The organism is Pseudomonas wayambapalatensis, assembly GCF_049942315.1.
Classification (GTDB): domain Bacteria; phylum Pseudomonadota; class Gammaproteobacteria; order Pseudomonadales; family Pseudomonadaceae; genus Aquipseudomonas; species Aquipseudomonas wayambapalatensis.
This window is the reverse complement of sequence record NZ_JBNFMU010000228.1, coordinates 48,890-70,455: the sequence shown is the minus strand read 5'-3', so window position 1 is coordinate 70,455 and position 21,566 is coordinate 48,890. Positions and strand designations below refer to the sequence as shown.

Below are 21,566 nucleotides of genomic sequence, written 5' to 3'. Positions count from 1 at the left end.
GTGAATCCACTACCCCGAGAATCCCTGCAATGAACACACCTCGTGCCGAGTCGCCGCTGCCCGAAGACCTGCGGGTGTTCCTTACCGTGATCCGCAAGTCAGGCTTCGCAGCGGCCGCGGACGAGCTGGGCTTGTCGCCAGCCTATGTCAGCAAGCGCATCCGCTTGCTGGAGTCCGCACTGGGCACGCGCCTGCTGCACCGCAACGCCCGCAGCATTGCCCTCACCGACGCCGGGGAGCGTGCCCAGCGCTGGGCCATCCGCATTCTCGGTGACATGGACGACTTCGTTGGCGAAATGAAGCAGGTGCGCCAGGAGCCGCGCGGCGTGCTGCACCTGTGCAGCAGCTTCGGCTTCGGCCGCAACCATGTCGCACCTGCCGTGGCGCAGTTGTCGGCGGCGTATCCGGCCCTGGAGATTCGCCTGGATGTGTTCGACCGGGTGGTGGATATCGTCGCCGAAGGCTTCGACCTTGAAATCCGTATCGGCGACGACCTGCCGGCGCAGCACATCGGGCGCAAGCTGGCGAGTAACCAGCGGGTGCTGTGCGCCACCCCCGAATACCTTGCCCAGCGGGGTACGCCGCTGACCCTCAAGGATCTCAACAATCACGACTGCCTGGTGCTCAAGGAACGCAACAATCCGTTCGGTGTGTGGCAGTTGCAGCATGCAGGGCGTGAAGAGAGGGTGCGGGTCAGCGGGCCGCTGTCGTCGAACAATGGCGAGATCGTGCTGCAGTGGGCCCTGGGCGGGCGGGGCATCCTGCTGCGTTCGTACTGGGACGTGCGGCCGTTGCTGGAGAGCGGTCGGCTGGTGCAGGTGCTGCACGACTACACCCAGAGCGCCAACGTCTGGGCGGTGTACCCGACGCGCTTGGCGGATTCGGCGAAACTGCGCGTGTGCGTGGAGTTTCTCGAGCGGCACTTCAGGGTGTTGCTGGGCTGAGAAAAGGTTCTTATCAGCCTGGCAACGTTCCGTGCATAGGTCGCTGATGATTAAGAGAGCGGCGAGCATTGCCGAAGAGTCGGCTCGGCTCGCACGCGCATTTGCTTACACCTTGAACGTGTTCTTCACCCCTTCATGTACAAGGCAACTGGGTCCGCCGGCGAGTCTCAGGTACACCTGCACTTTCTGTGAGGGGGAAAGGGTTGCAGTGCCATCTTGAAATACTGAATACGTGGCGATCATCTCACCAACGAAGATTTCGCTTAGCAGGTTCAACGGAACAAAAATGATGTCTGGTTGTGTTGGGTTGGTGACCAACACCGAAAACTCGTACGACCCTACTTCCACTCCTTGCTCATCCTTCCCGATGATCGACACGTGCACTACAGCACCTGCTCGCATCCCTGCGACGACAGGCCTGATCAACCTCACGCCGATCCTGGCTGATTCACAGGTGACAATCCCATTGTATAAAGGCTCGAAGGTAGGCGGCTGGAGTTCGATGGGCAGCGCGGCGTTCGATGTCGTTTTCATGAAGTTGATTCCCAGGGGTTAATTGAGCGGTTCCAGCAACCGAAAGTTGTTGGCGTTGGCACACTCGAAACATAACCCATCGGATTTCATTGCGAACCTGACAAAGATATCAGGTATCTCATGCGTCGCCCGCTTGCCTGAATACCGCTGCGGCGCGCGTGATCGCGATACAAGGCCGTTCATGAAAGTTCAAGCCACCCACGGATGGGCCTGCAGATACCGTGCTTCGAAGGCGCGGATCTGCTCGGTGCGCTGCAGCGTGCTGCCAATGGCATCGAGCCCCAGCAGCAGCGCCTGCTTGCGCAATTGGTCGATCTCGAAGGCAATGCAGCGACCGTCGTGCAGCACGATCTGCTGCTGCTCCAGATCGATGCTCAGTTCGGCGCTGTCGGGTGTGCTGACCCACTGGCCAATCTCCTTGACTTCAGCTTCGGCGAGCTGGATCAGCAGCACGCCGTTGCGCTGGCAGTTGTCGAAGAAGATCCCGGCAAAGCTGCTGCCGATCAGTGCGCGGATGCCCAGTTGCTTGAGGCCCCATACCGCATGTTCGCGGCTCGAGCCGCAGCCGAAGTTGGGGCCGACCACCAGAAAGCGCGCCTGCTGCCACGGTGCCTGGTTGAGCACGAACTCCGGGTTCGGCGCGCCGCTTGCGGCAAAACGCAGGTCGAAGAACACCCCGCGGTCCAGGCCATTGCGATCGATGCCCTTGAGAAACTGCTTGGGCATGATCACGTCGGTGTCGACGTTGGCGGCCAGGAACGGGGCGGCGATGCCGGTCTCGGTGAGGAAGGGTTGCATGGCTCAGGCCTCCAGGGAGAAAGTGCGGACATCGACGAGGTGGCCGCTGACGGCTGCGGCGGCGACCATCGCCGGGCTCATCAGGTGCGTGCGGGCGCCGGCGCCCTGGCGGCCCTCGAAGTTGCGGTTGGTGCTCGAGGCGCAGCGGTCGCCGGGGCTGAGCACGTCGTCATTCATCGCCAGGCACATGGAGCAGCCCGACTGGCGCCATTCGAAACCAGCATCGAGAAACAACTGCGCCAGGCCTTCACGTTCGGCCTGTTCGCGCACCTGGGTGGAGCCGGGCACGATCATTGCGCGTACGCCTGCCGCCACCTGGCGTCCGCGCACCACACGGGCGGCATCGCGCAGGTCTTCGATGCGGGCGTTGGTGCACGAACCGATGAAGGCATGGCTGATGGGGATCTGGTCGAGCTGCATGCCGGGTGTCAGGTCCATGTAGCGCAAGACGCGTTGCAGGTCCTGGCGGCGGATCAGGTCGGGTTCTTGCAGCGGGTCGGGTATCTGCTGGTCGATCGGGGCGGCCTGGTCGGGGCTGGTGCCCCAGGTGACCATCGGCGCCAGCTCGCCGACATCAAGGGCAACTTCCAGATCGAACTGCGCGCCCGGGTCACTGAACAGTGTGTCGCGCCAGGTCTGCACCGCCTGCTCCCAAAGCTCGCCCTTGGGCGCGCGGGGCTTGTCGGCAAGGTAGTCGTAGACTTTCTGGTCAGGCGCCATGAAGGCACCCCGGGCACCGGCTTCCACGGCCATGTTGCAGATGGTCATGCGCGCCTCGACGCTCAGGGCACTGATGGTCGGGCCGGTGAACTCGATGGCATAGCCGGTGGCACCGGAGGCACCGATGCGGCGGATCAGTTGCATGATGATGTCTTTGGAGACCAGGCCTGCGCCCAGCTCGCCGGTCACCGTGACACGCAGGGTCTTCAGGCGTTTGTAGACCAGGGTCTGGGTGGCCAGCAGGTGCTCGATCTCCGAGGTGCCGATGCCGAAACCGAAGGCGCCCAGCGCGCCGTAGGTGGTGGTGTGGCTGTCGCCAGCGGCGACCACCATGCCGGGCAGGATGAAACCTTGCTCGGGCGCTACCACGTGCTCGATCCCTTGGCGCTTGTCCAGCACATCGAACAGTTCGATGCCGAAGTCGCGGCAGTTCTGCTCGAAGTAGGAAACCTGCAGTGCGCCACCGGCGTCAGGCATGGTCGCGATGCGCACAGGGGCGGTGGGGTTGACGTGGTCGACCACAGCCAGCGTACAGGCCGGGCGCCAGACTTGCCGCCCGGCTTCGCGCAGGCCGCTGAATGCCTGGGGGCTGGTGTATTCGTTGGCGACCTGGCGGTCGATGTACAGCAGCACATGGCCCTGGTCGTCCAGGGTGCAGACGGTGTGGGCATCGAGGTGCTTGTCGTAGAGGGTTCTGGGGCGATGCATGGCTGTCACTCGCGATCGAATGGTCATAGGCGTAGGCGTCACGGTAAGCGCCCGGGTCTAGCTTATTCCGTTCAGATCGTGGAACAACGTGGTCATCGTAATGCTGTGATGCACGAATCGTGCGGCATGTCGGGCGAGCGTCCTGGCTGGTATGCTCTGCAGCGAATCCACCTCAAGAGACCACCATGGCAAGGCCGCGAAAACAGGACAGCAGCGACAGCGACGTCAAGGCACAGATCATCGACGCCGCGTTGCGAGTGATCCAGCGCGACGGTTCGGTGTGCGCCACCTACCGGCGCATCGCCAGCGAGGCCGGGGTTTCGCCAGGGACCATGACCTACCACTTCAGCACGATTCAGGAGATCGTCGCGGCGGCCTTCGTCAAGATGACCAACCGCATCGCCGATCAGTACTTCACTCGCCTGGGCGACGCGCGTGATGCCGAGCATGCCCGCGAACTGCTGGCCGACCTGATCTGTGGCGAGCTGTGGAAAGCTTCCGGGCAGATGCTGCTGATCTTCGAACTCTATGCCTTCGTCTCGCGCCACCCCGACTACACCTACATCATGGATGACTGGATGGCTCGCTCGCGGGCGGCGTTGCAGGTGCATTTCGACGAGAAGACCGCGCGGGCACTGGATGCGCTGATCGAAGGCTTCACCATTCACAATGCGCTGAGCCGCACCGTGGTGAGCCGGGACGACATCCTGGCGTTGATCCGCGCCTTGTCATGAGCCTGACACGGGTGCGCGCGGCCAAGGCTGCAAAAAAAGCCCCGCGGACCAAGGTCGGCGGGGCAAAGGGTTGGGGGAGGACCAACCAAAGGAGAGGTTGAAACAGGTCGGGCGGGTTTACTTCACGCTGGCCACGGTGTCTGGCTGCCAGCCACCGCCCAACGCTTTGTAGATCGAGACGATGCCGCGATACAGCTCGACTTCGCCCTGGGCCTGGGCATCCTCGGCCGCAAGCTTTTCACGCTCGGCATCGAGCAACACCAGATAATCCACCGTGCCTTCGCGGTAGCGCACCGACGCTAGGTCAGCGGCCTTGCGGCTGGCATCGCTCTGGCGGATCAGCGACAGCAGCCGTTGCTGGCGCTTGCCGTAGTCGCTGAAGGCGTTGGACGATTCTTCCAGTGCCAGCAATACCTGTTGCTCGTAGGTTGCCAGCGCGCCTTCGGCGTCGGCCTTGGCGCCGCGCAGACGGGCACGCACGCTGCCCAGGTCGAAGGCTGCCCAGCTGATGCTCGGGCCCAGTGCCCAGGCATTGGCCGCGGAGGAACCGATCTGCGAGCCGCGTCCGGCGGTAAAGCCAAGGAAGCCGCTCAGGCTGACCCGTGGGAACAGGTCGGCCGTGGCCACGCCCACATTGGCGGTCGCGGCGGCGAGCTGGCGCTCGGCGCTACGGATGTCCGGGCGGCGGCGCAGCAGCTCGCCTGGATCGCCGACGGGCAGGGCCTTGGCGATGGCCGGCAGTTGCTTGGGCGACAGGTCCACGCTCAGCGCGTCCGGGCGCTCACCCAGCAGGGTGGCGATACGGTTGCGCGCCCGCACCTGCTCGGCCTGCAGTTGCGGCACGGTGGCCTCGACCGCCGCCAGGCGGGCATCGGCACGCACCACATCCAGCTCGTTGCCGACCCCGGTGTCGCGCAGGGTCACGGTGATGCTGCGCGAGTCTTCCTGGGTCTTGAGGTTGGCCAGGGCGATCTTTTCGCGCAACTGGGCGCCGCGCAGCTGGCCGTAGGCGTCCACCAGCTCGGCGATCATGCTGACCTGCAACTGTTGCAGGTCGGCTTCGGCGGCGTCTTCCTGAGCCTTGCTGGCCTCGATCTGACGCTGGATACGGCCGAACAGGTCGACCTCCCAGGCCATGTCCAGGCCCAGGTCGTAGCGCTCGCTGTTGACGCGGCGCTCGGTCTGGCCTGGTATCTGGCCCTTGCCGATGTCGCTGCTGGCGCGGCTGGTGACCACCGGCAGGTCGTCGTTGGAGACGTCCTCGCGGATCGAGCGTGCGGCCTTGAGGCGGGCGAAGGCCACGCGCAGGTCACGGTTGCCCTGCAGCGATGCCTGCACCAGCTGGTTCAGGGTCGGGTCGTCGAACTGCTTCCACCAGCTGCTTTCGAAGCGGCTGCGGTCCAGAGCCTTGGCCGGCGTTTCGCTGTCGAAACGCGCAGGCTGGGTGTCGGGGGTCTTGTAGTCCGGGCCCACCGCGCAGGCCGCCAGGGCCAGCGCCAGAAGGCTCGGAGTCAGGGGTTTGAGCAGGTTCATGCATGATTCTCCAGCGCTTGCACACGCTCGGCCTTGCGGGCCTGGCGACGTTCGACGTGACGGCGGATCAGGTTGAAGAACACCGGCGTCAGGAACAGGCCGAACACGGTCACCCCGATCATCCCCGAGAACACCGCCACGCCCATGGCATGACGCATCTCGGCACCGGCACCGGAGGAGAACACCAGCGGCACCACACCCATGATGAAGGCGATCGAGGTCATCAGGATCGGACGCAGACGCAGGCGGCAGGCTTCCAGCACGGCGGCCAATGGATCCAGGCCCTCGGCCTGCTTGTCCTTGGCGAACTCGACGATGAGGATCGCGTTCTTGCACGCCAAGCCCACCAGTACGATCAGGCCGATCTGGGTGAAGATGTTGTTGTCACCCCCGGAGATGATCACGCCGGTGATGGCCGACAGCAGGGTCATCGGTACGATCAGGATCACCGCCAGTGGCAGACTCCAGCTTTCGTACTGGGCAGCCAGCACCAGGAAGGCCAGCAGTACGCAGAGCGGGAACACGAACAGCGCGGTGTTGCCCGAGAGGATCTGCTGATAGGTCAGGTCGGTCCACTCGTAGGTCATGCCGTTGGGCAGCTCTTCCTTGAGCAGCTTCTCGATCGCCGCCTCGGCCTGGCCAGAGCTGTAGCCTGGGGCAGCGGCACCGTTGATTTCGGCAGTGATGAAGCCGTTGTAGTGCATCACGCGGTCGGGACCGGAGGTGTCGCTGACCTTGAGGAAGGTCGCCAGCGGGATCATCTCGCCCAGGTTGTTGCGCACCTTCAACTGGCCGATCTGCTCGGCGTCGAGACGGAACTGCTGTTCAGCCTGGACGTTGACCTGGTAGGTCCGGCCAAAGCGGTTGAAGTCGTTGGTGTACAGCGAGCCCAGGTAGACCTGCAGGGTGTCGAAGATATCGGTGATCGCCACGCCATGGGTCTTGGCCTTTTCCCGGTCGATGGCGGCATCGACCTGCGGCACGTTGACCTGGTAGCTGGTGAACAACCCGGCGAGCTCAGGCACGCTGCGGCTCTTGGCGATGACGTTCTGGGTTTCCTTGTACAGCGCCTCGTAGCCCAGGTTGCCGCGGTCCTCGATCTGCAGGCGGAAACCGCCGATGGTGCCCAGCCCCTGTACCGGTGGCGGCGGGAAGATCGCGATGTAGGCGTCCTGGATATCGGCGAACTGCGCGTTCAGCGCTGCCGCGATGGCCTGTGCCGACTGGCTCGGGTCCTTGCGCTCGTCGAACGGCTTGAGCGGGGTGAACACGATGCCGCTGTTGGGGCTGTTGGTGAAGCCGTTGATCGACAGGCCCGGGAAGGCCACCGAGTCGGCAACGCCCGGTTGCTTGAGGGCGATTTCGCTCATGCGCTTGATCACCGCCTCAGTACGGTCGAGGCTGGCGGCGTCAGGCAACTGGGCGAAGGCCACCAAGTACTGCTTGTCCTGCGCCGGAACGAAGCCGGTCGGTGTGGACGAGAAGCCCAGGTAGGTCAGGCCCATCAGGCCGGCGTAGACGAACAGGGCGATGCCGCTGGAGCGGATGACCCGGCGCACGCCGCCGACGTAGCTGTGGCTGGCACGGTCGAAGAAGCGGTTGAACGGCGTGAACAGCCAGCTACCCAGCAGTTTTTCCAGGAACCGCGAGAAGCGGTCCTTGGGCGCATGGTGGTCCTTGAGCAGTACCGCAGCCAGGGCCGGCGACAGGGTCAGCGAGTTGAACGCCGAGATCACGGTCGAGATGGCGATGGTCAGGGCGAACTGCTTGTAGAACTGCCCGGTAAGGCCGGAAATGAACGCCGCCGGTACGAACACCGCGCACAGTACCAAGGCGGTGGCGATGATCGGGCCGGTCACCTCGCTCATGGCTTTTTGCGTGGCCTCCATCGGCTGCAGGCCCAGGCCGATGTTGCGCTCGACGTTCTCCACCACGACGATGGCATCGTCCACCACGATACCGATCGCCAGTACCAGCCCGAACAGCGACAGCGCGTTGAGCGAGAAGCCGAACAGGTGCATCACCGCGAAGGTGCCGATCAGCGAGACCGGTACGGCCATCAGCGGGATGATCGAGGCGCGCCAGGTCTGCAGGAACAGGATCACCACCAGCACGACCAGCACCAGGGCTTCGAACAGGGTGTGCACCACCGCTTCGATCGAGCCGCGCACGAACACGGTCGGGTCATAGACGATGCTGTAGTCCATCCCTTCCGGGAAGTCCTTCTTCAGCTCGGCCATCTTCGCCCGCACTTCGTCGGAGATCTCGATGGCGTTGGAGCCTGGGCGCTGGAAGATCGGGATCGCCACCGCCGGCTGGTTGTTCAGCAGCGAGCGCAGGGCGTACTGGCTGGAGCCCAGCTCTACCCGGGCGATGTCTTTCAGGCGGGTGATTTCGCCATCGGCACCGGCGCGGATGATGATGTTCTCGAACTCTTCCTCGCTGACCAGACGGCCCTGGGTGTTGATCGACAACTGGAAGCTGGTCGAGCCGGGGGCGGGCGGAGCGCCCAATTGGCCGGCGGCGACCTGGCGGTTCTGTTCGCGGATCGCCGCGACCACGTCACTGGCCGTCAGGTTGCGCGAGGCGGTCTTGTTCGGGTCCAGCCATACACGCAGGGAGTAGTCGCCCATGCCGAACAGCTGCACGTCACCGACACCGCCCAGGCGCGCCAGCTCATCCTTGATGTTGAGGATGGCGTAGTTGGACAGGTAGAGCATGTCGTAGCGCTGGTCCGGCGAGGTCAGGTGCACGACCATGGTCAGGTCGGGCGATGCCTTGTCGACGGTAATACCGATGCGCGTCACTTCCTCGGGCAGCTTGGGCTGCGTCCGGGTCACGCGGTTCTGTACCTGCACCTGCGCGTTGTCCAGGTCGGTGCCCAGGGCGAAGGTGATGGTCAGGGTCAGCTTGCCATCGGCGGTGGACTGCGAGGACATGTACAGCATGTTCTCGACACCGGTAATGGCTTGTTCAAGCGGTGCGGCGACGGTTTCGCCGATCACCTTGGGGTTGGCGCCTGGGAAGTTGGCGCGCACGACCACGGTCGGTGGCACTACTTCCGGGTATTCGCTGATCGGCAACTGGAACAGCGAGATGCCACCGGCGATCAGCAGCACGAGCGACAGCACGGCGGCGAAGATCGGGCGGGTGATGAAGAATTTCGAGAAGTTCATCGATGTTGTCCCTTAACCGCGCGGTGCCTGGGCACTGGCGACTTTCACGTTCGAACCTGCCACCGCCGGTGCCGGATTGCTGGCTTCCAGCGCCTGGCGCTGACGGGCGAGGGTGGCGAGGGTTTCTTCACTGGCCATCGGGGTTTCCTCCGGGGTGACCGGCGAGCCTGGGCGCACACGCTGTAGGCCCTTGACCACGATGCGGTCGTCCTTGCTCAGGCCGCTGCGCACGATACGCAGGCCTTCGAGCTTCGGACCCAGTTCCACCGCGCGGTAGGCGGCCTTGTTGTCCTTGTCCATGACCAGCACGAACTTCTTGCCAAGGTCGGTGCCGACCGCTTCGTCATTGATCAGCACGGCGTCGTACTTGGCGCTGCCGACCAGCTTCAGGCGGGCGTAGAGGCCCGGGGTGAACTGGCCGTCGCTGTTGTCGAACACGGCGCGACCACGGATGGTGCCGGTGCGCGGGTTGACCTGGTTGTCGACGAAGTTCATCTGGCCCAGGTGCGGGTTGCCGGTCTCGTTGGTCAGGCCCAGGTACACCGGGGTGGTCTGGCCGCGCTGGCCCTGGCGGGCAAGCTGGGTGTACTTGAGGTACACGCGCTCGTCGGCGTCGAAGTAGGCGTAGACCTTGTCGGTGGAGACCACGCTGGTCAGCGGGGTGACGTCGGCGGTGACGATGTTGCCAGCGGTGAAGTCGGCACGGCTGACGCGGCCACTGATCGGCGAGGTGACCCGGGTGAAGCTCAGGTTCAGACGGGCCAGGTCGAGCTGGGCCTGGATCGCATCCACCCCGGCGCGGGCCTCGGCGGCGGCGCTGCTGCGCGATTCGGCAAGCTCGGCGGAGATGGCGTTGCTGTCGCGCAGGCGCTCGCCACGGCGGGCTTCGTTGGCGCTGCGGATGGCGGTGGCCTTGGCCTGTTGCAATTGGGCTTCGAGGCGACGAACTTCAGCCTGGAACGGGCGTGGGTCGATCTGGAACAGCAGGTCGCCTTTCTTGACCTGGGCGCCTTCGGTGAAGGCCACCAAGTCGATCTGGCCGGAGACGCGCGGGCGGACTTCCACGGTTTCCGGGGCTTCCAGGCGTCCGGTGAACTCATCCCATTCGTTGATCGGCTGCTCGATCACCTTGGCTACGCTCACCTTGGGGGCGGCGGGAGCCTGCATGGCGTCGGGGGTTTTACCGCAAGCGCTGATCACCGCCACTGCCAGGGCAGCGAGGGGATAGCGCAGGGCCTTGAATGAATATTCCATGGAGAACTCCGCCACTGTATTGATAGTGGGCGGATCATGAGTGTGTTGCGTTACAGGAACGAATCGAATGGCGCGAAGGTCATTATCACGCGGAATGATATGTCGACCCTGTTTATCGATGGCGACACATGTGGCAGTGAGGGCCGCAGTGTTCGACGTGCCCGCGACCCCCCTCACCACATGGCGAAATCAGTCCTCGAACCCTTCCAGCACGATCTTGCCCTTGGCCCGTCCACTTTCGATCAGCGCATGGGCGCGACGCAGGTTGGCGGCATTGATGGTGCCGAAATGCTCACCCAGCGTGGTCTTGAGCACACCATCGTCGATCAGTTTCGCCACCCGCTCCAGCAACTCGTGCTGCTTGATCATGTCGCTGGTCTGATAGAGCGAACGGGTGAACATCAGCTCCCAGTGCAGCGACAGCGATTTGCGCTTGAGCGGCACCACGTCGAGGCTGGCCGGATCGTCGATCAGCGCCAGCTTGCCCTGCGGGCGCAGCGCCGCGATCAGTTGCGCAAAGTGACTATCGGTGTGGGTCAGGCTGATCACCAGGTCGACCTCGGGGTAGCCAATGGCGTTCAGTTGCTCGACCAGCGGCTGGCTGTGGTCGATCACATGGTGCGCGCCCAGCTCGCTCACCCACTGACGGGTTTCGGGGCGCGAGGCGGTGCCGATCACGGTGAGGCCGGTGAGTTGGCGTGCCAGTTGAAGCAGGATCGAACCCACGCCACCGGCCGCGCCGATGATCAGCAGGCTCTGGCCGTGGCCACCGTTTTCAGGGACGCCCAGTCGGTCGAACAGCAATTCCCAGGCGGTGATCGACGTCAGCGGCAATGCTGCGGCGCTGGCGTTGTCCAGGCTGCGGGGCTTGTGGCCGACGATGCGTTCGTCGACCAGGTGCAATTGGCTGTTGCTGCCGGGGCGATCGATGGCGCCGGCGTAATAGACCTGGTCACCGGGCTGGAACAGGGTGACTTCGCTGCCGATTTCACGGACGGTCCCGACCGCATCCCAACCCAGTACCCGCGGGGCCGTCTTGCCGGCGCCGGCGCGGATCTTGGTGTCGACCGGGTTGACTGAAATGGCCTGGACCTCCACCAGCAGGTCGCGTGGGCCTGGGGTGGGGCGGGGCAGTTCGCTGTCGAACAGGGCCTGGTCGCTGTCGATGGGCAGACCGTGTTCGGTGAAGACGATGGCTTTCATGGGGGGTCCTTGGGTATCGATGAGCGATGGGCATACCTTAGCTAACGTGGTTTGGCTGAAAAACATCGTTATGGAAGTTAGACTTTCAGGGTTTTTTTGAAAGTGTGCTGTGGCAGGGCGAGCCCTGTCGCGGGCTGTCCCGCGAGAGGGCTGTTCTGCTGGCCGATCAGGCCCCGCGTGGTGGGAAGTCCACTTCGGTCCGGGCCACGTTGTTCAGGTAGTTGGTCAGGGTCAGCAGCGTCACCTGGGCGATCACGTCGACGATCCGCGCATTGTCCAGGCCACCGGCGCGCACTTCGGCCAGCACACCGTCGGGCACCTGGCCGCGGTTCAGCGTTACCGCGCGGGCAAGCACGGCCACCGGATTCAGGGTGCCGGCGCGTGCGGCCTGCATATCGGCCTCGCTCAGCCCGGACTTGCCGCCGAAGAAGCTGTGTGCGGCCACGCAGTACTCACAACCGTTGACCTGGGAAGCAGCCAGTGCCACGACCTCGCGTTCGGCCGGGGTCAGGCTGTTCTTGCCCATGGCCTGGGCCAAGGCCATGTAGCCGTTGAGTGCGGCTGGGGAGTGGGCCATGGTGGCGAAGGCGTTGGGCAGGAAGCCCAGGCCTTTTTCCACGCCTTGCAGGGCAGGGCGGGCGGCTTCAGGGGCTTGTTCGAGGGTCAGGGCGGCGATGCGAGTCATGGTGAATCTCCTGTCTGAGTGGGGAGCTTGTTGTTCAAGCTTGGGTACAGATTACCCAGCAGGAATTGCTATTCGGGTTCAGATCGTCCAGCTTATGCGACTGATCGTCTAAAGCTGGACCTGCCATGGACCGCCTCGCCACGTTGCTCAACCATTTCGACTTCCACGCCTCGACCTTCCACCAGGGCGGCTTCTGCGGCATCTCGCGCTTCGAAGGCGAGCAGCGCAGTGGTCATGTGCATCTGCTGCGCGCAGGTCGCTTGCGTTTCAGGGGGCCGGCCGGCCAGGAGCAGGTGCTGGAAGAGCCCAGCCTGATTTTGCTGGTACGCCCTCAGTCCCACCAACTGCTGGCCAGCGAGGCGGACAATGCCGAGCTGGTCTGCGCCACCTTGGATTTCACCGGCGGCCCGGACAATCCGCTGACCCGTGCACTGCCGGACGCGCTGGTAAGCCCGCTGAGCGCCCTGACCGGGCTGCAGGCCAGCAGCGACTGGCTGTTCACTGAAGCCTTCGGCGACGACTGCGGTCGCGAACTGGTGCTCAACCGGTTGTTCGAGCTGATGGTGATCCAGCTGTTGCGGCAGTTGCTCGGGGAGGGCCAGATGGCTTCGGGCATGTTGGCGGGGCTGGCGGACAAGCGCTTGTCGCGGGCGCTGGTGGCGATGCATGACGCCCCTGCGCACAGCTGGACTGTGGAGGCGCTGGCATCCTTGGCGGGGATGTCGCGGGCGAGCTTTGCCGCGCACTTTCGGACAGTGGTGGGCAGCACGCCGGGGGACTACCTGGCGGATTGGCGTATCGGCCTTGCGCAGAAGCGTATCCGCGAGGGCAGGCCGCTGGCTCTAGTGGCGGATGAGGTGGGGTATCAGAGCCCTTCGGCGCTGGCCAGAGTGTTCAGGCGCAAGACTGGGGTGAGCCCTTCACAGTGGCGGGGATAAGGTTGAGATCACGGCTGTTCTTTTCGCGGGCAAGGTTGCTCCTGCAAAGGCAAGCGAATGCCCGCGAAAAGAGCACCACCGTCATCAATGGTCCGCGACAACCTCATCCTGCGACAGCAGCGCCTTGGCCAGCTCTTCATCACTGACCTGCAACCCAGGATGGCTCTTGCGCACCTGCTCCAGCGCCGACTCCACATAGGCTCCGCGAATCGCGCCGCCACTGGCCACGAACGCAGACAGTTCGTCGCGTGCCGGGATGATCCGTTTGTCATCCTTGAATGTGGAGTAGAGCGAAGCAGAAACACCTGCCGAGGTGGCCACGTCGCCCGCGTCGACGCGGGCCAGGGCGGACCCTGCGGGGATGCACAGCAGCAGTGCCGGAACAAGCAGTGAATAACGCATGATCAGTCCTCCAGAAGCATTACAGCCCAAGGGATCTCGTGCATGCAATTAAGAGATGAGGCCATTGGCCAGAGTTCCCCCTGCCAGTAATTGCCAGACGAGCGACCGCATATCGGATGCCCGGCTTCATCAACAATTGCGGCTTACACTATCAGCATTCTTGATACTGTCAGTGCACCTGCTGTTTTGCTGAAGTTGTGACCGTAGACTCATTCGTAACCGGCCACCCGAGCCGGCTCACAACTACAAGAAGCAAGTGGAGACACGAATGAGTAGCCAAGTTTCGTTCGAAGACCTCCCACTCAGCCGTTTTCATCTCAAGACGGTGTTCAGTGGTACGGGCGGTCAATTCAGTGACGGATTCGTGCTAGGGATTATCGGCATCGCGGTCAGCATGGCGGCGGGGCCGTTGCAATTAAATGCGCTATGGATGGGTTTGCTCGGCGCGGCGTCACTGGCCGGTCTGTTTCTCGGCAGTTTGTTTGCAGGGCCCTTGGCCGATAAGTTCGGCAGGCGCCGTATCTTTGCCTGGGACATGTTGCTGTTCGCGGTTATTTCAGCTTCGCAGTTCTTCGTTACTTCCCCCGAGCAACTTCTGGCACTGCGCCTGCTGCTCGGACTGGTGCTGGGGTTCGACTATGTGGTGAGCAAGTCGCTGGTCACCGAGTTCGCCCCACGCCGTTATCGCGGGCGTTTGTTGAGTGTCCTGGCCGCCGCCTGGGCCGCAGGTTATGTCGCCGCATACCTGGTGGGCTTCGCCATTCGCGATATCGGCCCGGACGCCTGGCGCCTGATGCTGGCCTTGAGCGGCGTGCCGGCCTTGTTGATCCTGCCGTTGCGCCTGGGTGTGCCGGAGTCGCCGATCTGGCTGATGGCGCGCGGTCGCAGCGCCGAGGCGCTGACCATCGTCCAGGCCAAGTTCGGTGCGCACGTGACCTTGCCTGCCGCACCACCGACAGCGGCGCAGCAACGCGGCAGCTTCAGCGAGCTGTTCAGCCGCCGCTGGCGCAAGAACACCCTGGTCGGCTGCGTGTTCTACACCTGCCAGGTGATTCCGTTCTTCGCCTTGGGCACCTTCGCGCCGCGTGTGCTCGAAGCACTGAACGTGCAGGACAAGTTCGTCGGCGGCCTGGTCTACAACGTGCTGTTGATGCTTGGCGCATTGTTCGGCCTGCTGATCATCGACCGCATTTCGCGCCGCAGCTTCCTGATCGGCACCTTCTATCTGAGCGCCGTGGGCCTGGCCGTACTGGCCTGGGCCAGCTTCGGGGCGCTGGGCACCATCATCGCGTTTGGCTTCTTTGCTTGCGTGCTTGCGGCAGCGGTCAACCTGGAGTTCGTCTACCCGCCGGAGCTGTTCCCCACCCACCTGCGTGCTTCGGGCATCGGCCTGGCCGTGGCCGCCAGCCGCTTCGGCTCGGCGTTCGCCACCTTCCTGTTGCCGATCGCCGTGCAGCATCTGGGGGTGCACACGGCGCTGGGCGTGTGCGTCGGGGTGCTGCTGTTTGGTGGTGTGTTCTGCCACCTGTTCGCCCCGGAAACCAGCCAGGAGCGCCTGGCAGCGGTGACGCCGGACGATGGTGCCGGCAAGCCGGAAGAACGGCCGTTGAACGCCCATTGATCATCAACACGGGAGCTTGAGCATGCCTGGCAACAGACTCATCGACATGTACGCGGTCCAGGTGTTCATCGCTGTGGCCGAGGAGGGCAGCATGTCCGGTGCGGCCAGTCGCATGGGCATCTCCCAATCCGGGGTGTCGCAGTTGGTACGCCAGCTGGAGGACGATCTTGGCGTGGTGCTGGTGGACCGCACCACGCGGCCGCTGACCCTGACTACGTTCGGCCTGGCCCTGCGCAACCGGGGCGCGCTGCTCAGCGAGGAGTTGTCCAATCTCAAGGCGCAGGTGCTCGATGCCGGGCGCGGGGTCAAACCCGACCTGCGCATTGGCCTGGTCGATTCCTTCGCCGCTACCTGTGGTTCGATGTTCACCCGCCAGATGCTTGGCCAGGTCACGCAGTTGTCGGTGCGCACCGGCCTCAGCCCGCAGCAGGGCGAGTCGTTGCTGCGCCGCGACCTGGACCTGATCGTCACCAGCGATCCGCTGATGGATGCCAACGACGTGATCCGCTATCGCTTGTTCACCGAGCGCTATTTCGTGATTACGCCCAAGGCGCTGGGGCGAGAGCTGCACAGCCTCGACGATGTGCGGGCGCTGGCCAATGTGTTGCCGGTGGTGCGTTTCAATCGCCTGTCGCAGGTCGGCCTGCAGATCGAGCGGCACCTGCGCGGCCTCAATGTGCGAGTGCCCAACCGCCTGGAGCTGGACAACGCCGACGCCCTGACCGCGATGGTCGCCGAAGGCATCGGCTGGGCGGTGACCAGCCCGATGTGCTTTCTGCAGGCCATGCCCTGGGTCGACAACGTCACCGCGCACCTGACGCCTGAGCTGAGCCTGGAGCGCTCGCTCTATCTGGTGGCGCGGCGCAACGAATACGGCGCCTTCTTCGCAGATGCCTGCGAGTCGGCGCGTGCTGTCATCCTCGATGCCTTCCTGCCGCGGCTTGTGGCGCTGGGCAAGGGCGTCGAGGCATTAGTCAAATTCGAAGAGGGAAATACCCGTGAGTACTTTTGATCGCCTCGATGCACGCGTCGAGCAGGACTATGTGGGCGAAGTGCGCATTGGCGCCGACAAACTCTATGGCGTGAACTCGCTGCGCGGCTTCGACAACCTGAGCGTGTCGCCGCTGAGCATCGCCCATTACCCGGCCTTTCGTGATGCCTTTGCCCAGTGCAAGTGGGCTGCAGCGCTGGCCAACCATGAATGCGGCGTGATTGCCCAGGCCCAGGCCGACGCCATTGCCCAAGCTTGCCAGGCGGTGATGGCCGGTGCATGCGACGACTCGCTGATCGTCGATCTGCTGGAGGGCTCAGGCGGCACCTCGACCAACATGAACTTCAACGAAGTCATCGCCAACCGTGCCCAGCAGTTCCTCGGCCATGCGCCGGGCAGCTATGAGGTGGTTCACCCCAACGACCACGTCAACATCTCCCAGTCCACCAACGACGTGTACCCGGCGGCATTGAAGATCGCCACCCACGCCATGCTTGCCGGGCTGATCGAGCAGGTGCGCCTGCTGGCCCAGGTGTTCGATGCCAAGGCGCTGCAGTTCGCCGATATCCTGCACTTGGGCCGCACCTGCCTGCAGGACGCCCAGCCCATGCGTCTGGGGCAGTTGTTCGGGGGGTACGCCGCGCTGACTCACCGCTTGGCCGACGAACTGGTTGCCCTGCGTGAAAAGCTGCACACACTGCCTTTGGGCGGCACCGCCATCGGCACCGGTTTCGGCGCGCCGAAGGCTTACCGCGCGGCGGTCTACCGGCATCTGGTGAAGATCACCGGTGTCGCCTACCAGGCGCCAGCCAACCCCTTCGATGCGATGCAGAACATGGATGTGTTCGGCCGCGTATCTGGTGAGCTGCGTACCTGCGCCACCTCGCTGGCGAAAATCGCCGCCGACCTGACCAAGCTATCGTCGGGGCCGGTGGGCGGCATGGGCGAACTCAAGCTGCCCGAAGCCCAGGCCGGCTCCTCGATCATGCCCGGCAAGGTCAATCCGGTGCTGCCGATGGCGATGATCCAGCTGAGCTTCGCGATCATCGGCAACGATGTGGCAGTGGCTCAGGCAGTGCAGTACGGCGAGCTCGAGATCAACCATTTCGAGCCGGTGGTGGCCTCGCGAGTGTTCGACAGCATCACCTTGCTCACTCAGGGCATCCAGCGTTTTCGTGAAAAGTGCGTGGCCGGCATCCAGGCTGACCAAGCCCGCAACCTGGCGCATTTGACCGATTCGATGGCGGTGGCGACGGCCCTGGTGCCGCGCCTGGGTTATGCCCAGGTCAGCAAACTGGCGCGTCAGTCGGTGCGTGAAGGGCGCTCGCTGCTGGCGATCCTGGCCGAGTCCGGTGTGATGACCGAGGCGCAGGCCATGGCAGCGATCGAGCAGGCGTCGTATCCGGTGTTCGAGCAGCGTTGATTGATGAATCCGCACCTGCAGACAGGTCACCACCTGCTGCAGGCGCGGCGGTTCGGCGCCTCGACTGCCCGCGAAGGCGCCGGAACGCCCGATACAGCGCGCGAAGGATTGAAAGTTGTGTGTTACCAGAGAACTTCTGTTGGTCGGTTGTTGAGTTTCAAACAGCGGTCGTTATATCGAAATGCCCGAATCAAAGCTGAATTTTCTGGTGTGGCCTTGAACTGTTGTTTATTGAACAGTGGGTTGTACAAATAGCCCGTCATCCAACACGTGAATCGCTGAAATAGTGTATTCAGTGCCTTGGCACAACAACTGCAATAACCCCATTTGAATACCCGACCGTACTTCGTGAACAACAGCGAAATACGGTCCTATCTATAAACGGGGAGTATCAGTAGTGCGTGCGAAAGTCCGATTTTCCGCTCAGCCGCGTTTCAGCCTGGTGACCGCCGCCAGCCTGCCGTTGTTACTGGCCGCCTTCAGCCCGGCAACGCTGGCCGCCGAGGAATCCACCTTGGGCACGGTGACGGTCACCGGCGCTGCGGCAACCGGCGCCCAGCAGGACCAGAAGCGTCTGCAGAAGGTTGCTGGCAATACGGCGGTGGTCGACAACCGCAAAGTCGAGCAGGGCCGTGCGGCCAACGCCGAGGACGTACTGGCGCTGCAGCCCGGTGTGTTCGCCCAGGGCACCAGCGGTACTGCTGCTAACAAGATCTCGATCCGCGGCTCGGGCCTCAACACCTTCTACCAAGGCTACGTACTGGGCACCAAGTTCCTCTTCGACGGCCTGCCGATCACCGGTCCCGGTGGCACCCAGGAAGACTTTCTCGACATGCAGGCGGTGGATCACACCGAGGTGCTCTACGGCGCCAACGCTTACGAGTACGGCGCGTTGGCGCTGGGCGGGGCGATCAACATGGTGAGCAAGACCGGCCGCACCGACCCCGGCAACTACGCGCGCTTCGAAGTCGGCAGCTATGGCTACCGCAAGCAGCAACTGAGCACCGGTGGAGTGGTGGGCGACAGCGATTACTACATCAACGTGCTGCACAACGAGCGCGACGGCTACCAGGACCACGCCAGCAACGAAGGCCGTGGCATCGCCGCCAACTTCGGCCACGTGTTCAGCCCCAAGCTGCAGACCCGTGTGTTCTTCAAGTACCGCGAAGAGCAATTGATCAACGGCAACACCCTGACCCGCGCACAGCTCAAGCATGATCCGCGCAGCAATCTGGTGCCCACCGGGCGGCGCAAGGACGGCACCACCTTCATCGGCAACAAGACCACCTACACCTTCGACGATGGCGCCAGGCTCGAAGTCGGCGCGTCGTACAACAACTACCCGCTGCTCAATGGCTGGCGTTATGCCGTGGCGCCGCAGGATTGGCGCTCGAAGGATATCAACCTGACCCTGCGCTACCTGCGTACCGGCGACACCTTCCTCGGCTTGCCCAGTGACAGCAGCGTGATCTTCAGCAACACCCGCGCCTACCTGGCCGATGTCAAGGCGCACAGCCGCGCCACCGGGCTCAAGACCCAGGAAACCAACTACACCGGTTCGCGCGATACCGTGCTGACCCTGGCCAACGAGCTGCAACTGGCCGATGACCTGTGGTTGTCGTCGGGGCTCTCGTTCGTCAACATCCGCCGCAAGGGCGAGATCGAGGCGAGCACCCTGACCGCGGCCAACCCCAGCAACTTCCCCACCCGCGTCGAGTACGTCGAGAACGACCTGGCGCCGCGCCTGGGCCTGCGCTACCAGATCAATCCCGAATTCCAGTTGTTCAGCAACGTCAGCCGCAGTATCGACCCGCCGGTGACCTGGCAACTGGGCAGCACCAGCAATCCTTTCCTCTACGATGTCCGGCCGCAGAAGGCCACCACCTTCGAGGTGGGGGTGCGCGGCAACCACGGGATCTTCGATGGCAGCCTGACCCTGTACCGCTCCTGGGTGCAGAAAGAGCTGTTGACCGTGGTCGTGCAACAGGCAACCGCCACCCAGGACCAGCTCACGGCCACCTCCAACGCCAGCCCGACCCTGCATCAAGGCATCGAGGCGGGGCTCAATGCGTTGCTGTGGACCGGTGCCAACGGCGACACGCTCGACCTGCGCCAGGCCTACACCCTCAACGACTTCAAGTATCGCCACGACGAACGTTTCGGCGACAACGAGCTGCCCGGCCTGCCGCGCCAGGTCTACCAGGCCGAGCTCGCCTATCGCCAGGCCAGTGGTTTCTACGCCTCGCTCAACCTGCGTGCGGCGTCGAGCTACTACATCGACTACGCCAACACCTGGCAGACCCCGTCGTACCTGTTGTGGGGCGCCAAGTTCGGCTACCAGGCGCCAAGCCGCAAGTGGGAGGTGTTCGCCGACCTGCGCAACCTCACCAATCAGCGCTATGCCAGTGCCACCAACACAGCCTATGACGCAGGCGGGCGCGATTCTGCGAATTTCTACCCAGGGGACGCGTTCAACGTGACCACTGGCGTTGCCTTCCGATTCTGAGTGCACGGAGAGCCTCATGAGCACAGATGTAGCGCAGATGAGCCTGGGCATGAACATCCTGGGGTTCGGCGCCCACGCCGGAGCGTGGCGCCAGGGCGAGGCGGCCATCGACGCCTATGTCGATGTCGCCTACTACCGCGATATTGCCCGGATTTCGGAAAAGGGTTGTCTGGATGCGGTCTTTCTCGCGGACGGCCCGGCGTTGCCCGGCGATGTCGCCAGCCAGCCGGGTGGACGGCTGGAACCGACCCTGCTGCTGACCGCCTTGGCCGCCGCCACCGAGCGCATCGGGGTGATCGCCACCTGTTCGAGTACCTACAACGAACCGTTCAACCTGGCCCGGCGCATCGCCTCGCTGGATCACATCAGCGGTGGGCGTGCGGCATGGAACGTGGTCACCAACGCCGGCGACGCCGCCGCGCAGAATTTCGGCCTGGCGGGTGCGCCGCTGCATGTCGATCGCTATGGCCGCGCCGAGGAATTTCTCGAGGTGACGCTCAAGCTGTGGGACAGCTGGGAAGAAGACGCCGTGATCGGTGACCGGGCAGGAGGGCGCTTCGCCGACCCGGACAAGGTCCACACCCTCGACTTCAAGGGGCGGCACTTTCAGGTCAAAGGTCCGCTGAACCTGCCACGCTCGCCCCAGGGGCGTCCGGTCCTGGTCCAGGCGGGTTCCTCCGAAGGCGGCAAGGCGCTGGGGTCGCGCTATGCCGATGCGATCTTCACCACCCAGACCACCTTGCCTGACGGGCAAGCCTTCTACCGGGAGATGAAAGCCCGCGCCAAGGCCTGGGGGCGAGACCCGAGGCACCTGAAGATCATGCCGGGGCTGTCGACGGTGATCGGCAGCACCGAGGCCGAGGCCCATGCGCGTTTCGACGAGCTCAACGCCTGGCATGGCGAGCATGGCCTGTTGCAGCAAGTGGCCGGACGCATCGGTATCGATGCCCGCGAGCTGGACCCGGATGCACCCTTGCCCTGGGCCAGGATCGGCCCGGTGGCAGCGTTCGAGCAGGGCTCCCATGGCTTTCTCGAGGCGCAGCTGAACCTGGCCCGGCGCGAAAACCTGACCATCCGCCAGTTGTCACGACGCATCCTGGTGGGCCATCGGCTGGCGGTCGGCACCCCTGAGCAGGTCGCCGACACTCTGGCCGAGTGGTTCCTGGCCGGGGCGGGAGATGGTTTCAACATCATGCCCGACATGTTTCCTTCAGGCGCGCGGGTGTTCGTCGAGGAAGTGGTGCCGTTGCTGCAGCGGCGCGGATTGTTTCGACGCGAATACCAGGGCAGCACGCTGCGCGAGCACCTTGGCCTGCCCAAGGCAGTGAACCAGTTCTCGTTGCGGACATGACCCCCGATAAAGGGGAATTGCAGTGGGGAATCGCCCCCACTGCGA

At 64.0% G+C, this 21,566-nt stretch carries 17 protein-coding genes; 8 read left to right on the top strand and 9 right to left on the bottom strand.

The annotated features are described in order from the left end of the window. The first annotated feature begins 29 nt into the window (after positions 1 to 29). The gene (locus tag ACPZMI_RS21980) at positions 30 to 944 is read left to right on the top strand and encodes a LysR substrate-binding domain-containing protein (RefSeq protein WP_426353070.1); all 915 of its coding nucleotides are present in this window, start codon (positions 30 to 32) and stop codon (positions 942 to 944) included. A gap of 105 nt (positions 945 to 1,049) precedes the next feature. On the opposite strand, the gene ACPZMI_RS21975 is transcribed toward ACPZMI_RS21980, so the two are convergent. The 3 genes from ACPZMI_RS21975 to leuC all read right to left on the bottom strand — a co-directional run bounded on the left by ACPZMI_RS21975 (position 1,050) and on the right by leuC (position 3,704). Further along, positions 1,050 to 1,478, bottom strand: a complete 429-nt coding sequence (locus tag ACPZMI_RS21975) for a hypothetical protein (protein ID WP_426353069.1) — start codon at positions 1,476 to 1,478, stop codon at positions 1,050 to 1,052. A 189-nt stretch (positions 1,479 to 1,667) separates the two neighbouring features. Then, positions 1,668 to 2,276 (bottom strand): 3-isopropylmalate dehydratase small subunit, encoded by a 609-nt coding sequence (gene leuD, locus ACPZMI_RS21970; RefSeq protein ID WP_426353068.1) that lies wholly within the window; start codon positions 2,274 to 2,276, stop codon positions 1,668 to 1,670. Between the two features lie 3 nt (positions 2,277 to 2,279). Beyond that, on the bottom strand, positions 2,280 to 3,704 hold the full coding sequence (gene leuC, locus ACPZMI_RS21965) for a 3-isopropylmalate dehydratase large subunit (protein ID WP_426353067.1): 1,425 nt from the start codon (positions 3,702 to 3,704) through the stop codon (positions 2,280 to 2,282). A gap of 185 nt (positions 3,705 to 3,889) precedes the next feature. Between leuC and ACPZMI_RS21960 the strand changes: the two genes are divergently transcribed. Next, entirely contained in the window at positions 3,890 to 4,438 is a 549-nt protein-coding gene (locus tag ACPZMI_RS21960; protein ID WP_186664448.1) for a TetR/AcrR family transcriptional regulator, read from the top strand. A 117-nt stretch (positions 4,439 to 4,555) separates the two neighbouring features. On the opposite strand, the gene ACPZMI_RS21955 is transcribed toward ACPZMI_RS21960, so the two are convergent. The 5 genes from ACPZMI_RS21955 to ACPZMI_RS21935 all read right to left on the bottom strand — a co-directional run bounded on the left by ACPZMI_RS21955 (position 4,556) and on the right by ACPZMI_RS21935 (position 12,289). Beyond that, a complete protein-coding gene (locus ACPZMI_RS21955; RefSeq protein WP_426353066.1) occupies positions 4,556 to 5,971 on the bottom strand; it encodes an efflux transporter outer membrane subunit in 1,416 nt (471 codons plus the stop codon). After that, complete coding sequence (locus ACPZMI_RS21950) at positions 5,968 to 9,147, bottom strand: efflux RND transporter permease subunit (protein WP_426353065.1); 3,180 nt, start codon at positions 9,145 to 9,147, stop codon at positions 5,968 to 5,970. Before ACPZMI_RS21950 ends, ACPZMI_RS21955 begins: the two co-directional genes overlap by 4 nt. Positions 9,148 to 9,159: 12 nt before the next feature. Continuing rightward, positions 9,160 to 10,401, bottom strand: coding sequence for a multidrug efflux RND transporter periplasmic adaptor subunit MexE (gene mexE / locus ACPZMI_RS21945; protein ID WP_426353064.1), 1,242 nt, complete (start codon positions 10,399 to 10,401; stop codon positions 9,160 to 9,162). A 189-nt stretch (positions 10,402 to 10,590) separates the two neighbouring features. Further along, positions 10,591 to 11,604, bottom strand: coding sequence for a zinc-binding alcohol dehydrogenase family protein (locus ACPZMI_RS21940; RefSeq protein WP_186664455.1), 1,014 nt, complete (start codon positions 11,602 to 11,604; stop codon positions 10,591 to 10,593). A gap of 166 nt (positions 11,605 to 11,770) precedes the next feature. Further along, positions 11,771 to 12,289, bottom strand: coding sequence for a carboxymuconolactone decarboxylase family protein (locus ACPZMI_RS21935; protein ID WP_186664457.1), 519 nt, complete (start codon positions 12,287 to 12,289; stop codon positions 11,771 to 11,773). A gap of 125 nt (positions 12,290 to 12,414) precedes the next feature. Between ACPZMI_RS21935 and ACPZMI_RS21930 the strand changes: the two genes are divergently transcribed. Further along, the gene (locus tag ACPZMI_RS21930) at positions 12,415 to 13,227 is read left to right on the top strand and encodes an AraC family transcriptional regulator (protein ID WP_186719483.1); all 813 of its coding nucleotides are present in this window, start codon (positions 12,415 to 12,417) and stop codon (positions 13,225 to 13,227) included. 84 nt (positions 13,228 to 13,311) lie between these two features. Here ACPZMI_RS21930 and ACPZMI_RS21925 read toward each other — a convergent pair whose 3' ends face one another. Continuing rightward, positions 13,312 to 13,629: a DUF2388 domain-containing protein gene (locus ACPZMI_RS21925; RefSeq protein ID WP_186664460.1), complete on the bottom strand. Its 318-nt coding sequence runs from the start codon at positions 13,627 to 13,629 to the stop codon at positions 13,312 to 13,314. A 268-nt stretch (positions 13,630 to 13,897) separates the two neighbouring features. Between ACPZMI_RS21925 and ACPZMI_RS21920 the strand changes: the two genes are divergently transcribed. The 5 genes from ACPZMI_RS21920 (at position 13,898) to ACPZMI_RS21900 (ending at position 21,521) form a co-directional block, all read left to right on the top strand. After that, a complete protein-coding gene (locus ACPZMI_RS21920; protein WP_426353063.1) occupies positions 13,898 to 15,250 on the top strand; it encodes an MFS transporter in 1,353 nt (450 codons plus the stop codon). Between the two features lie 22 nt (positions 15,251 to 15,272). Next, a complete protein-coding gene (locus ACPZMI_RS21915) occupies positions 15,273 to 16,262 on the top strand; it encodes a LysR family transcriptional regulator (protein ID WP_426353062.1) in 990 nt (329 codons plus the stop codon). Continuing rightward, positions 16,249 to 17,664 (top strand): aspartate ammonia-lyase, encoded by a 1,416-nt coding sequence (locus tag ACPZMI_RS21910; RefSeq protein ID WP_426353061.1) that lies wholly within the window; start codon positions 16,249 to 16,251, stop codon positions 17,662 to 17,664. Before ACPZMI_RS21915 ends, ACPZMI_RS21910 begins: the two co-directional genes overlap by 14 nt. A 397-nt stretch (positions 17,665 to 18,061) precedes the next feature. Next, positions 18,062 to 20,170, top strand: a complete 2,109-nt coding sequence (locus ACPZMI_RS21905) for a TonB-dependent receptor family protein (protein WP_426353060.1) — start codon at positions 18,062 to 18,064, stop codon at positions 20,168 to 20,170. A 16-nt stretch (positions 20,171 to 20,186) separates the two neighbouring features. Continuing rightward, positions 20,187 to 21,521 (top strand): LLM class flavin-dependent oxidoreductase, encoded by a 1,335-nt coding sequence (locus ACPZMI_RS21900; RefSeq protein ID WP_186664470.1) that lies wholly within the window; start codon positions 20,187 to 20,189, stop codon positions 21,519 to 21,521. Positions 21,522 to 21,566: the final 45 nt, after the last annotated feature.

Coding starts and splice junctions, on each gene's coding strand:
- ACPZMI_RS21935 (WP_186664457.1), bottom strand. CDS start 12,289: ATGACTCGCATCGCCGCCCTGACCCTCGAACAAGCCCCTGAAGCCGCC.
- ACPZMI_RS21900 (WP_186664470.1), top strand. CDS start 20,187: ATGAGCACAGATGTAGCGCAGATGAGCCTGGGCATGAACATCCTGGGG.
- ACPZMI_RS21920 (WP_426353063.1), top strand. CDS start 13,898: ATGAGTAGCCAAGTTTCGTTCGAAGACCTCCCACTCAGCCGTTTTCAT.
- mexE (WP_426353064.1), bottom strand. CDS start 10,401: ATGGAATATTCATTCAAGGCCCTGCGCTATCCCCTCGCTGCCCTGGCA.
- leuC (WP_426353067.1), bottom strand. CDS start 3,704: ATGCATCGCCCCAGAACCCTCTACGACAAGCACCTCGATGCCCACACC.
- ACPZMI_RS21980 (WP_426353070.1), top strand. CDS start 30: ATGAACACACCTCGTGCCGAGTCGCCGCTGCCCGAAGACCTGCGGGTG.
- ACPZMI_RS21915 (WP_426353062.1), top strand. CDS start 15,273: ATGCCTGGCAACAGACTCATCGACATGTACGCGGTCCAGGTGTTCATC.
- ACPZMI_RS21940 (WP_186664455.1), bottom strand. CDS start 11,604: ATGAAAGCCATCGTCTTCACCGAACACGGTCTGCCCATCGACAGCGAC.
- ACPZMI_RS21975 (WP_426353069.1), bottom strand. CDS start 1,478: ATGAAAACGACATCGAACGCCGCGCTGCCCATCGAACTCCAGCCGCCT.
- ACPZMI_RS21960 (WP_186664448.1), top strand. CDS start 3,890: ATGGCAAGGCCGCGAAAACAGGACAGCAGCGACAGCGACGTCAAGGCA.
- ACPZMI_RS21930 (WP_186719483.1), top strand. CDS start 12,415: ATGGACCGCCTCGCCACGTTGCTCAACCATTTCGACTTCCACGCCTCG.
- ACPZMI_RS21950 (WP_426353065.1), bottom strand. CDS start 9,147: ATGAACTTCTCGAAATTCTTCATCACCCGCCCGATCTTCGCCGCCGTG.
- ACPZMI_RS21955 (WP_426353066.1), bottom strand. CDS start 5,971: ATGAACCTGCTCAAACCCCTGACTCCGAGCCTTCTGGCGCTGGCCCTG.
- ACPZMI_RS21925 (WP_186664460.1), bottom strand. CDS start 13,629: ATGCGTTATTCACTGCTTGTTCCGGCACTGCTGCTGTGCATCCCCGCA.
- leuD (WP_426353068.1), bottom strand. CDS start 2,276: ATGCAACCCTTCCTCACCGAGACCGGCATCGCCGCCCCGTTCCTGGCC.